General features: G+C 24.2%; 19 protein-coding genes and 1 pseudogene. 18 read left to right on the top strand and 2 right to left on the bottom strand.

Translation table 4 applies throughout. The annotated features are described in order from the left end of the window. Position 1: 1 nt before the first annotated feature. The 15 genes and pseudogenes from ACOBME_RS03045 to ACOBME_RS02975 all read left to right on the top strand — a co-directional run bounded on the left by ACOBME_RS03045 (position 2) and on the right by ACOBME_RS02975 (position 7,474). On the top strand, positions 2 to 388 hold the full coding sequence (locus ACOBME_RS03045; protein ID WP_338963762.1) for a hypothetical protein: 387 nt from the start codon (positions 2 to 4) through the stop codon (positions 386 to 388). A gap of 329 nt (positions 389 to 717) precedes the next feature. Then, positions 718 to 873: a hypothetical protein gene (locus ACOBME_RS03040; RefSeq protein ID WP_338966611.1), complete on the top strand. Its 156-nt coding sequence runs from the start codon at positions 718 to 720 to the stop codon at positions 871 to 873. A 107-nt stretch (positions 874 to 980) separates the two neighbouring features. After that, a pseudogene (locus tag ACOBME_RS03035) lies at positions 981 to 1,100 on the top strand (hypothetical protein); the annotation flags it as partial. Positions 1,101 to 1,194: 94 nt separating this feature from the next. Continuing rightward, entirely contained in the window at positions 1,195 to 1,599 is a 405-nt protein-coding gene (locus ACOBME_RS03030) for a hypothetical protein (protein WP_419334211.1), read from the top strand. A gap of 821 nt (positions 1,600 to 2,420) precedes the next feature. Continuing rightward, positions 2,421 to 2,597 (top strand): hypothetical protein, encoded by a 177-nt coding sequence (locus ACOBME_RS03025; protein WP_338963759.1) that lies wholly within the window; start codon positions 2,421 to 2,423, stop codon positions 2,595 to 2,597. Between the two features lie 74 nt (positions 2,598 to 2,671). Then, positions 2,672 to 3,634, top strand: a complete 963-nt coding sequence (locus tag ACOBME_RS03020; RefSeq protein WP_338963247.1) for an IS1/IS1595 family N-terminal zinc-binding domain-containing protein — start codon at positions 2,672 to 2,674, stop codon at positions 3,632 to 3,634. A 57-nt stretch (positions 3,635 to 3,691) separates the two neighbouring features. Beyond that, the gene (locus tag ACOBME_RS03015) at positions 3,692 to 3,856 is read left to right on the top strand and encodes a hypothetical protein (protein WP_419334204.1); all 165 of its coding nucleotides are present in this window, start codon (positions 3,692 to 3,694) and stop codon (positions 3,854 to 3,856) included. A gap of 9 nt (positions 3,857 to 3,865) precedes the next feature. After that, positions 3,866 to 4,024 carry a hypothetical protein gene (locus ACOBME_RS03010; RefSeq protein ID WP_338963755.1) on the top strand — a complete coding sequence of 53 codons (159 nt, stop codon included), beginning with the start codon at positions 3,866 to 3,868 and terminating at the stop codon, positions 4,022 to 4,024. 12 nt (positions 4,025 to 4,036) lie between these two features. Further along, positions 4,037 to 4,327 carry a hypothetical protein gene (locus ACOBME_RS03005; protein WP_338963753.1) on the top strand — a complete coding sequence of 97 codons (291 nt, stop codon included), beginning with the start codon at positions 4,037 to 4,039 and terminating at the stop codon, positions 4,325 to 4,327. Next, positions 4,320 to 4,490, top strand: a complete 171-nt coding sequence (locus tag ACOBME_RS03000; protein ID WP_338963751.1) for a hypothetical protein — start codon at positions 4,320 to 4,322, stop codon at positions 4,488 to 4,490. The genes ACOBME_RS03005 and ACOBME_RS03000 overlap by 8 nt, the downstream gene beginning before the upstream one ends. 1 nt (position 4,491) lies before the next feature. Next, positions 4,492 to 4,629, top strand: a complete 138-nt coding sequence (locus tag ACOBME_RS02995) for a hypothetical protein (protein WP_338963749.1) — start codon at positions 4,492 to 4,494, stop codon at positions 4,627 to 4,629. A 2-nt stretch (positions 4,630 to 4,631) separates the two neighbouring features. Continuing rightward, positions 4,632 to 5,333, top strand: coding sequence for a hypothetical protein (locus ACOBME_RS02990; RefSeq protein WP_419334209.1), 702 nt, complete (start codon positions 4,632 to 4,634; stop codon positions 5,331 to 5,333). Between the two features lies 1 nt (position 5,334). Further along, positions 5,335 to 6,252, top strand: a complete 918-nt coding sequence (locus ACOBME_RS02985; protein WP_338963745.1) for a recombinase RecT — start codon at positions 5,335 to 5,337, stop codon at positions 6,250 to 6,252. Beyond that, positions 6,237 to 6,701: a hypothetical protein gene (locus ACOBME_RS02980; RefSeq protein ID WP_338963743.1), complete on the top strand. Its 465-nt coding sequence runs from the start codon at positions 6,237 to 6,239 to the stop codon at positions 6,699 to 6,701. The genes ACOBME_RS02985 and ACOBME_RS02980 overlap by 16 nt, the downstream gene beginning before the upstream one ends. Continuing rightward, a complete protein-coding gene (locus tag ACOBME_RS02975; RefSeq protein WP_338963741.1) occupies positions 6,701 to 7,474 on the top strand; it encodes a DNA-methyltransferase in 774 nt (257 codons plus the stop codon). Before ACOBME_RS02980 ends, ACOBME_RS02975 begins: the two co-directional genes overlap by 1 nt. A gap of 189 nt (positions 7,475 to 7,663) precedes the next feature. On the opposite strand, the gene ACOBME_RS02970 is transcribed toward ACOBME_RS02975, so the two are convergent. Both ACOBME_RS02970 and ACOBME_RS02965 read right to left on the bottom strand, forming a co-directional pair. After that, on the bottom strand, positions 7,664 to 7,990 hold the full coding sequence (locus tag ACOBME_RS02970; RefSeq protein ID WP_338963739.1) for a S1 RNA-binding domain-containing protein: 327 nt from the start codon (positions 7,988 to 7,990) through the stop codon (positions 7,664 to 7,666). 165 nt (positions 7,991 to 8,155) lie between these two features. Beyond that, complete coding sequence (locus ACOBME_RS02965; RefSeq protein WP_338963247.1) at positions 8,156 to 9,118, bottom strand: IS1/IS1595 family N-terminal zinc-binding domain-containing protein; 963 nt, start codon at positions 9,116 to 9,118, stop codon at positions 8,156 to 8,158. A 223-nt stretch (positions 9,119 to 9,341) separates the two neighbouring features. Here ACOBME_RS02965 and ACOBME_RS02960 point away from each other — a divergent pair, with 223 nt between their 5' ends. From ACOBME_RS02960 to ACOBME_RS02950, 3 genes are read left to right on the top strand one after another with little or no spacing between them, the layout of a single operon-like run. Next, the gene (locus ACOBME_RS02960) at positions 9,342 to 9,893 is read left to right on the top strand and encodes a hypothetical protein (RefSeq protein ID WP_338963766.1); all 552 of its coding nucleotides are present in this window, start codon (positions 9,342 to 9,344) and stop codon (positions 9,891 to 9,893) included. Between the two features lie 28 nt (positions 9,894 to 9,921). Continuing rightward, positions 9,922 to 11,490 (top strand): PTS transporter subunit EIIC, encoded by a 1,569-nt coding sequence (locus tag ACOBME_RS02955; protein WP_419334207.1) that lies wholly within the window; start codon positions 9,922 to 9,924, stop codon positions 11,488 to 11,490. 49 nt (positions 11,491 to 11,539) lie between these two features. Beyond that, entirely contained in the window at positions 11,540 to 11,926 is a 387-nt protein-coding gene (locus tag ACOBME_RS02950; RefSeq protein ID WP_338963762.1) for a hypothetical protein, read from the top strand. Positions 11,927 to 12,085: the final 159 nt, after the last annotated feature.

Raw genomic sequence — 12,085 nt, 5'->3', positions numbered from 1 at the left:
GGTGTCACAAAATTTAACAAATTTTTCGAAAAGTTTTAAATATAATGGGTTATCTAACCAAATAATTATTATTAATCATAATACAGTTTTTAAATTTGTTAAATTAAGTCCGAAAAGAAAAAACATTATTAATTGATTATTAGCAAATAATAGTTATTATTTACCTAATATAAATATTTTTCAAAATTATATTTCATATGATTTAATTTCCGGTTATACTTTTAAACAAATTGGTTTTACAGGGATTTTAGAATTAAAAAATATTTTGTTAGTAATTCAAACTTTTCAGAAATTAAAATATAAGAGAAAATATGTTGTTCACGGGGATTTAAGCCCAGTTAATATTATTTTTACCCAAAATTTAGAAGTTAAGAAAATAATTGATTAAGACAATGTTAAACTTGGTTCAAAATATCAAGATCCAGCATATATTTTTTGATTATAAATAAATTTTGGGGCAAATAATAAAAATTTTAGTCAACTTAAAAGGGAGGCCAATGTTTTTAAGAATACTTTGCAGTATAATCAAAACGATCTTAAAAAACTTCAATGATGAATTTATAAAGTTATAAAAAAATATCAAATTATTAATAATAAGTTAATAGAAGTTAATTAAAGTATTGTTATTTTTTTCTTAAAAGAAATTGAATTTTTTAAATAAAAAAGTAAATTTATTGTTAAATCTCTTGCTTTTTTTTATAATATGTAAATTGTAATATGAAGTGCAACAAATCAACTCAGAAAGGAGTTGATTTTTTAATGGAAAGAAAACATTATTTTATTTTACGGTCCTTAGTAACTAAGTATGGAAAAGATAATGTTATTAATACGGTAAATAATATTGTAATTAATAATGAAAAAGAAGATGAATAAATTATCCGCGTAATTTATTAGCGGTAATTTATTCAATATAGTTTATTTTGAGCGTAGCGAACACGCGAAGCGTGCCGCGAAAATTAGATTTTTAGGAGGAATAAGTTATGCCAGTTTGATTAACGACAATTTTTAGTGTTGTTATTATATTAGGTATTTTTGCTTGAATTGGTTTATCAATTTATCAAAAAATTCGCCAAATTCGAGGAAAGAAAAAAGATAAAAAAACATACGATAGCATGTACTGTACATACTGGGTATGATGAAGAAAAATATACTGTAAAAAGACCTGTAATCGCAAATAAATTAGGTGTTTTTGAAATGGATAATATTCCAGATTATCTTAAAAAAGAAGAAGATTTAAAACCAGTTCTTATAAAATTATTTTCTTTAATTGAAACTCATTTAAATATGATACCTAATATTGAAATTATGATTTTAGGTGATGGTGCTCCTTTAATTAAAAATACTAAAATTTTTATGCATCAATATTTTCCTAAAAATAAAATTCACTATACAATAGATAAATTTCATCTTACAAGTAGATTTAAAAAATTATATCCATATCAAAATAAAAATAAGGAAAATAGAGAAACATATCATAAAGCAGTGGATTATTTTTTTAATGCTAAATATGAAGAATTATTACAGTGTTTAGAAGATAGTAAATCTTTTATAAGCGATGCTAAATTAGATTTTTTAAATAAAACTATTAGATTAATGTAGAATAAAGGATGAAATAGGACAAAAAAATCGACCCTTATTGGGTTGATTTTTTTATTTAAAAATTAACTTTAAAAATTAATTTGAAAGTGAGGTAATTATAATTCAACAACAAAAAATATGTGATATTAATGATTGCTATAAAGCAATATCATTCATTACCGAAGAATTTTTATCAAATAAAGTTTTATGAACTTGTGAAAAACACAAAGATTTATTAAATCAAGTTAAAAATTTAAAACAAAAGCAGTTTTATCAAAAACTAGAAAATTCAAAAATTATTTTTGATTTAGAAACTGGTTTTTTAAAACTTAAATTTTATAAAACAACTTAATGCAGTGTGGGACGGTTATTTTAAATAACTAAGTGTTTTTATTCCACAGCCGGCCGAGGCAAGTACTGAAATAGTGTATGAGGAAAAATGTAAATCGGCGCTGGTTTTTATAACTAAGCGATAGTCGTGATAAGTGCAAGGTCAACATCGAACGACAATAAACAAAGAGATGATCACTTTATAAATAAATTTGCGATTAGCATTAGGCTCTTCAAGGTGCGAGTGAATTTATTTTAAAAACTGAACGCTTTGACCTGAAATGGTGCGGATGAAGAGGTATATATACACGGCGTAACAAATTTACAAACAACTACAAAATGTAGAACATTGTAGTACTTTGTAGTTAATTGTAAATTCTAATCGCCACCGCTCACCTCCAGTGAAGCGGATGGCGTAGTAAATAAATAGATAAATACTTATATAACTAATTCTCGCTTGGCACTTTCACTTGGAAGTGAGTGCCAGCGAATTAAAAATAGGAGGAATTATAATGACAAAATATAAAAGTTTGTATATTAATAAAACTTGAAATGAAATAACAACATCTTTTGATTGAGTTAATTGTCAACCTATTAATTGTCTTATTTCACATCATAAAAATCATTATGATTTGCAATGTTTAGAATGAGCAAAAATGTACTTAAATTTATTTAAAGATAGACTTTAATTTTGTCGAAAACTCTTGATATTTATAAAATATACCTAAAATTAGGTATATTTTTAATATATAGAGGTAAATAAATGATGAAAAAAATAATTACAGAATTAATAAATAGCTTAACAGATGATCAATTTTTAGAATTTTATGAAAAAATAAAACAACAAGCAGACTTAATTAAAAAACAAAAACGTTTAAATGAAATTGATCAAAAATTTAGAGATAAAGGCATTATATGTCCTAATTGCAAATCTTTTCATTGTGTTAAAAATGGTCATAATTCCGAAGGAAAACAAAAATATTTATGTAAAAAATGTCGTGCTAGTTTTGATGCATTTCGTCATCATTTTACTTATTGAAGTCATTTAAATTATGAACAGTGAAATTTATTAATTCAAATTTCATTGTTAGGACAATCTAGTAAAATAATTTCTCGTTTTATTAAAACAACCCCAAAAACCGCTTGATATAATCGACAAAAATTAATGCAATCAAAACAATTAGAAAATACACAGTTAAAATTTAAAAAATTAAATGGTCAAATCCAAATGGATGAAACATTTATTAAAGAAATTCATAAAGGCAATTTTAAAGATAAATTTGATAAACGAAAAACTCATCTCGATCCATTTTCAACTGATACCAAATGCTGTATTCAAATGGCAGTTGATAGCAATAATAATATTTTTGTTCAATCCACCAATACCAAAAGATTACAAAAACAATGGATTATTGAAAATATGAATAAGCAACTAATTAAAGAAAAATCAATAATTATTTCTGATATGCAACCACTATATTTATTAGTAGCAAAACAAACAAATTCTACTCTATATTCCACCAAAACTAGTACAAACCCTGATACTAGTTATCAAAAGTTAAATAAGATTAGTAAATTACAATCCAGTCTTAAAGAAGCCTTAATTCATTATCATGGTTTGGGTTTCACTAATATTCAAAATTATTTAAAGCTCTGAAAATGAAAATACCAACACAAAGGTTTAACACCAAACCAACAATCAACGGTATTATATTTTAACGTTTAAAAAATTTAAAGCAAAATCATAATCTTACACAAAATTAGTTTTCAAATTGTCATATTGATGATTTTTTTTATTTCATCAAGAGTTTTCGACAAAATTAAAGAAGATAGATGAGATGTTATTGTTTCATATATGCAACATTATAAAATTAACGATATTTTAGATTTAGCTTCCGATGGTTGAAAAATATTACAAATTGACCAAAAAATCAAAGGAATAGTTTAGGGGATTTATATGAAAAAGTTAAATAAAATTTGTCTTAAACAAAAATATTGAGGTTATTGCTCAAAATGCAATCAAGAAAATAAATTACAAGAATTAATGCTTAAAAGTTATCCAGTTTTATTTGAAGATATGACTGATGAACATTGAGCATTAGGTAAAAAGAATTAGGAGGAATAAAAAATGTCATATTGTATTAGTGATTATTTAAATGAAAAATGAATTAATAATAAAGCATTAAAAATTAGTAATAAAGATATTATTTATGCACAAATTGATAGTGATTATGATATGAATTGAGAATTAAATTTATATCTTAAATTTGATAATGAAGAGCGATATGTTGGAAATATTTCATTGCCAATAGATTTTGACTTGAATTTGAAATGATATGAAATTGATGAAGTTAAAGGTTTAATAAATGACTATTTAGAAGATGAAGAAGCAGATTATGAGGTGATAAATTATGAATAAAAAAAATTATAGATACTTATTATTATCAAAAAATAGTGGATTTGATACTCAATTCTTTTATACATTAGAAGAAGCAAAAATTGCTGCTAAAAATATATTTTATAGCGAAACAACCATTATTGATTTAGAAAATGAAAATATTAAATGACAAGGATGTGAATAATATGTGAAAAGATGAAGATGGCAAAATTTATACCGACGAAGATTTATTTAATGAAGCACTTGAAGAATGTCATTCAGAAGATAGTGCTTATGAATATATTGATACTTTAATTGCAGAAAAGAATTTGGAGGAAATTTAATTATGTCAGATTTAAAGTTAAATAATGAAGTTAAAAATATTACTTATCCGTTTTATTTAAAAGGAAATGATTTTAAAGAATTAAGTTTAAAAGCATTAACAATTAAAAAATGAATTGATGAAAATGGACAAGAATTAGCAGAATTTATATATCGACAACAAGCTTGATTAATAAATGGAGAATATAAATCACAATCACTAAAAGATTTAAAATTAGTAGTTTCAAAAATTGATTATGTTTTTAGAGAACCATTAGAATTAATAAAAATTTTTAAAGATGAATTAAATTTTATTAGAAAAGATATTTTAAATTTAGAAAATAATATTAATAATAATCATGATTCTTTAAAAAATAGTGTCATTAATATTCAATTTCAAAAACAAAATGAAATTGTTGAAACTCATAAAAAAGAACAATTTTTAGAAATTAAAAGTGTAGCAAAACAAGAGCAAGAATTAAAAATTATTACTAGTAATTTTCGTAAAGATAAATTATTAATTAAAGATATTGAAATATTAGGTATTAATGATAATTTTTTACAAAAAGCCGATAAATTAGAACTTATTAATCTTATTAAAAATTATTTAACTATTGATGAACAAATTGTTAAAAATGAAATTAAATATCAGTGAGATAGTAATAAAGATATTAATTTAATTGGGGTTAAAGGTATTAATTTTAAAATAAATAAAGGAGAAAAATAATATGGCAAATATTGTTGAATTTTTAAGAACAGATAGAACAACAGAATGAATAAAAAGTAAATTTTCTAATGAAAATGAAATTGCAAGATTTAAAAGTAATATAATTGCAATATCAAATAGTAATGAATTATTACAAAAAGCAGATCCAAAAACAATTATGACTGCTTGTTATCAAGGGTCATTATTAAATTTACCAATGGAAAAACAATTTGGTTATGCTTATGTTGTTCCTTATAATACTAAAATAACAAGAATTATTAATGGTCGTGAAATACAAGAATGAGTTAATCAAGCCCAATTTCAAATGGGTTATAAAGGTTATATTCAATTAGCCCAAAGAAGTGGTCAATATTTAGATATGTCAGTATCAGATGTAAAAGAAAATGAATTAGTAAATTATGATCGTTTAAAAGGAACTAGTTTTAATTGAATTCAAAATGAAGATGAAAGAGAAAAATTACCAATTATTGGTTATGTAGCATACTTTAAAATGGTTAATGGTTTTGAAAAAACTTTATATATGACCAAAGAACAAATGGAAAATCATTTTATGAAATATTCTAAAACTTATGCTAAAAATAAATCATTTTATATTGCTAGTTTTGATGAAATGGCACTTAAAACGGTATTAACTAGTTTATTACGAAAATGAGGTATTATGTCGGTTGAATTACAACAAGCATATAAATCAGACCAAGCAGTTATTACAACTAATGATGAAAAGATTTATATTGATAATGATAGTAGTGTCGCCAAAAATAAGGGGCAGATGAGCGATGAACCATTATCAAATAATATAAATTTTACCCCATCTTATACAGAAATAGCGGGCACAAACGATGTAGTTAAAGAAGAAGATATCTCAAATGTAGTACCAGCAATTAATAATAACAACGATGAGGAATGATCCACTTGATAAAAATAGGTATTGACCCATCAGGAACAGGTACTACTGCTATTGTTGTTTATAAAAATAATAAATTAATAGATAAAAAAGAATTTATAAATAAAAATTTAAAAGAACAATATGAATTTATTAATGATAAATTGTTTGATTATGAAGAAAAAATTAATATTGAAGATTGTTTATATACATCTGCTAATGCAAGTAAAGATAGAGATGATTTATTAAGATTATTAGGAGCATTATCTGTTTACAAATATTTTATTAATTGAGTATCACCAAAAAACACTAAATCAGTTGTTAAAAATATGGAAAATTTAAGTAAATATCTTAAAATAACAGCAATTTATGGTGAAGATAATTTATTAACTTATGAATATGGTAAAGGTTGATTCTATAATAATGAGAAAATAAGTAATCATTTACGAGACGCAATTATTATTGCTAATTATGAAGGTAAATAATGAAAACTAATTTAGGTGAATTATATTTATGTGATAGTTTAGAAATATTAAAAACAATACCTGATAAAAGTATTGATTTAATATTAACTGACCCACCATACCTTTATCCTGATATTGCTAAAAAATTAGAAAATAAGGAAAAACATATTGAATATAATTTAAAAAAATTAAATGATCCTAATACATCTAATATTCAATATCAAATTCGGAAAAGAGAACTTGAATTTTTACAAGGTGAATTTATTAATAGTTTTGATATACCATCATATTTTAAAGAATGAATGCGAATTATTAAAAAACCCAATTTTATAATTTATTTATCTTGGCAACAAACAAAAGATTATTTAATAGAAATTGATAAATATAATTTAAAATCTATTCTAATAAATATTGAAAAAACAAATGATGCACCCACTAATAATGCATATCGTAAAGATAAAGAATTATGTTTATATATTTATGATAAACCAATTTCTTATAGTAATGTTTGAAATCAAGATATGAAAACTATTTATAGAATTAGTAATAGTAATAATCAATTTATAGGAACTATTAAACATCCTACTGTTAAAGATATTAATTTAATTAAATTACAAATTAATAAACATAGTAAAGTTGGCGATACTGTATTAGATTGTTTTTTAGGGAGTGGAACAACTGCTATTGCTTGTGAACAATTAAATCGGCGTTGAATTGGTATAGAAATTAATGAAAAATATTATAAATTAGCAAAACAAAGATTAAGTAATATTCAAACTACATTATTTATTTAAAGGAATGATATTTATGAAAAGAAAATTAATTCGTAATATAAATGTTTACTTAAATGAAAAACAAGAAAAAGTTTGAAATGAATTACCTGAATTATATACCAACTCACAACGAATAGAACATCTTATCAATTTTTATATAGTACACAACAAAGAAAATAAATAAAATGAAAAAAAATAGTCATATAAAGACTATTTTTCTTTTTCTAAAAAATAATTTGTATTTAATAACTTTTCTAAATTAGGTGAAGTTTCTTTGATTTTATCATTATCATTTCTCAATAATTCAGGGTGACAATTTTTATAACTTAATTTAAGATGTTTTCTAACTGAATCAAAATCAATAATTTCAACTTCAATTTCATCATCAATATCAAAAAAGTCTCTTATATCTCTTACATAATAATCTGAAATTTCACTAATATGAATTAAACCATCAGCTCTTTCTGACCTACAAAAAGCACCATAGGGAGTAATATTTGTTATTTTTACAATAATTTTGCTATTTTTGTCATACATAATATATTTTTCTCCTTTATAGAGTTAATTATATTATTAAAATGCTGAAAATAATTGATTAAATACTTTAATTTTGTCGAAAACTCTTGATGAAATAAAAAAAATCATCAATATGACAATTTGAAAACTAATTTTGTGTAAGATTATGATTTTGCTTTAAATTTTTTAAACGTTAAAATATAATACCGTTGATTGTTGGTTTGGTGTTAAACCTTTGTGTTGGTATTTTCATTTTCAGAGCTTTAAATAATTTTGAATATTAGTGAAACCCAAACCATGATAATGAATTAAGGCTTCTTTAAGACTGGATTGTAATTTACTAATCTTATTTAACTTTTGATAACTAGTATCAGGGTTTGTACTAGTTTTGGTGGAATATAGAGTAGAATTTGTTTGTTTTGCTACTAATAAATATAGTGGTTGCATATCAGAAATAATTATTGATTTTTCTTTAATTAGTTGCTTATTCATATTTTCAATAATCCATTGTTTTTGTAATCTTTTGGTATTGGTGGATTGAACAAAAATATTATTATTGCTATCAACTGCCATTTGAATACAGCATTTGGTATCAGTTGAAAATGGATCGAGATGAGTTTTTCGTTTATCAAATTTATCTTTAAAATTGCCTTTATGAATTTCTTTAATAAATGTTTCATCCATTTGGATTTGACCATTTAATTTTTTAAATTTTAACTGTGTATTTTCTAATTGTTTTGATTGCATTAATTTTTGTCGATTATATCAAGCGGTTTTTGGGGTTGTTTTAATAAAACGAGAAATTATTTTACTAGATTGTCCTAACAATGAAATTTGAATTAATAAATTTCACTGTTCATAATTTAAATGACTTCAATAAGTAAAATGATGACGAAATGCATCAAAACTAGCACGACATTTTTTACATAAATATTTTTGTTTTCCTTCGGAATTATGACCATTTTTAACACAATGAAAAGATTTGCAATTAGGACATATAATGCCTTTATCTCTAAATTTTTGATCAATTTCATTTAAACGTTTTTGTTTTTTAATTAAGTCTGCTTGTTGTTTTATTTTTTCATAAAATTCTAAAAATTGATCATCTGTTAAGCTATTTATTAATTCTGTAATTATTTTTTTCATCATTTATTTACCTCTATATATTAAAAATATACCTAATTTTAGGTATATTTTATAAATATCAAGAGTTTTCGACAAAATTAAAGCAGTTTTTTCTTTTTTTCCAAAGTAAAATATGATATGATTAATTACATAGAATAGTTAGCAGCTATTTTTTGTATCAACTTATATTAAACATTTAGCAATTATCAACAATATTAATTGAATATAAAGAAGGAGTTATTTAAATATGAACAAAACATTTTTTACCATTATAACAGCTTCAACGTTAGGATCAACGTTACCACCAACGCTTAATCAAGAACAAGCCACAACGAAATATTTAAATTGAGATATTAGTGTGATGTCTGGAAATGCATCATTTCCAGTTGCAAAACGTGGGATGAAATTTGTCACTAATAGTGACAAACCATTGGTTTTTAACTACTTAAATTATGCTACGACATGAGAATTATTTATTCAACAATATCCTTATTTTAAAATTATTGACTCAAGCATTACAACAGGGTTAAAAGGGGATAATAAACAAAACAACTTTGATAGTATGGTTTATCGTACGAGTGATTTTAATACTGGTTCATCAGGGGCAATGTTCACAATGGGTAAAGTTAAGTCACAATTCATTGGTGATTATGTTGTTTTATCGGTTGTTGGAATGTTATTAAACAATACGATCCAGTTCGGTGTGATGTATACTCTAAATATCACGCAGCAATATGCTGACCCGTATCCATTTTATGACGCAGTAACTGGTCGAATCCAGTTTATGAGTCAGAAGTAGACTTTGAATTAAAGGGCATTAATTAGAAATGTCAAGGATTGATAAGTTATATCAAATCAAAAAAAATGGGAAGGGCTATAGTAATAATAAAATTAAAATTAGAGATATATACGAACGATTTATTAAAATTATTACTTTAATAATTATCCCATTGTTGTTGATTGTTTTGATCTATGGGATTGGTGCCACTTTAAATGAACACAGTAAAAATCAAGTCTTAATTACAATAGGGGACGTCTTCATTAAAATTGGAAGAGCTGTTTTTAATAATTTATCAATTATTTTTTGTCTTGTTACTGTTATTAGTATTACTAATAATCTTAAAGCCGTAGCAATTGGTGTTACTGGCTTTTTAGTCTTTTCGGTAACCCAATTTGCTTTAATTCAATATCAGGTTACACCAGATGGAATCTTGTATGTTGATAGCATTTTATTTTTCTATAAGGGGGATAATTTATCTTTATTTTTAGGCTCAACATTAGGAATTGTTACCTTAAATACGTCAATTTTTGGTGGGGTTGTTGTTGGTCTTGTGTCATCATACATTTATTATAAGTGTATTGAATTAAGAATGCCTAAATCATTAGGATTACTGAATGGCTTTCCTTTGGTCAGCATCATTGTTGTTTTTGTTAGTATGCTGTTAGCTGTTATCTTCTTATTATTATGGATTGGGATGGCAATGTTTTTAAATAAACTTTATTTCTGAATGTGAAGTCAAAGTGCGCGTAATTTTTTAGGGGCTGCTTTTGTTTATGAATTTTTAAATATCTTATTAGTTCCATTTGGATTTAAAGATATTTCAGCAAACTTATTTGTGCAAAGTAATTCACAATTATTAACTCAACAAGAATTTCTAGAGTTATTTTGTCAGATCTCATATAGTTATGGTTGACAATATAATATTTTCACGCAAAGTTGAAATAATGAAAGCATTCAAGCGGTATGAACATATTTACAACAACCACAATTACTTAATAGTAAATTATCTTTAATTGACTGAATGTCAATCTTACCATTTAACCGTTTACCACAAATTAATGGAATTGAAACGTGGTTATATAATTGATTCTTATATAGTCAAAACATTGGTGATCTATTTCAATTAAAATTACCACCAAATTATGCGATTGTATTTGGTGCTTCATTAGGGGTTAGTGTTGCTATTGTTTTAACTAGTGAGAAAGAAAACCGCGTTCCAACCGCGTTATTAATGTCAATTATCGTATTAGTAACAATCTTAACAGGAAATAATATTATCATTAACTTATTTATTTTCTTAGCATCACCATTACTATATGTGTTTGTGTATGCGCCAATTGCTGGGTTAAATGGCTTATTTATGTCGATGTTAGGTGTTCACATTTGAGTATCCTTTACTGATGGTTTAATTGATTTTATTTACAAGGGGATTTTACCAGCGGCAAAAGGAACACAGTTCTTCTGAATTCCAATCTTTAGTGTTATCTGGTTTGTAATCATTACACCGATTTTTGCCAAAGCAATTATTCATTTTGATTATCCTTTTATTGGGCGCCGAGAAACGATTCTACCACGAATTACGCACAAAAAGTATCATGAGATTTGGAATCATTAAAAATAACAGGCTTTAATGTTTAATTTAAAAATGTGAAGGAATTTTTAGGGTGTCACAAAATTTAACAAATTTTTCGAAAAGTTTTAAATATAATGGGTTATCTAACCAAATAATTATTATTAATCATAATACAGTTTTTAAATTTGTTAAATTAAGTCCGAAAAGAAAAAACATTATTAATTGATTATTAGCAAATAATAGTTATTATTTACCTAATATAAATATTTTTCAAAATTATATTTCATATGATTTAATTTCCGGTTATACTTTTAAACAAATTGGTTTTACAGGGATTTTAGAATTAAAAAATATTTTGTTAGTAATTCAAACTTTTCAGAAATTAAAATATAAGAGAAAATATGTTGTTCACGGGGATTTAAGCCCAGTTAATATTATTTTTACCCAAAATTTAGAAGTTAAGAAAATAATTGATTAAGACAATGTTAAACTTGGTTCAAAATATCAAGATCCAGCATATATTTTTTGATTATAAATAAATTTTGGGGCAAATAATAAAAATTTTAGTCAACTTAAAAGGGAGGCCAATGTTTTTAAGAATACTTTGCAGTATAATCAAAACGATCTTAAAAAACTT

The organism is Spiroplasma endosymbiont of Sarcophaga variegata (genome assembly GCF_965178695.1).
GTDB classification, from domain to species: Bacteria; Bacillota_I; Bacilli_A; order Mycoplasmatales; family Mycoplasmataceae; genus Spiroplasma; species Spiroplasma poulsonii.
This window is presented reverse-complemented; position numbering and strand designations above follow the sequence as displayed.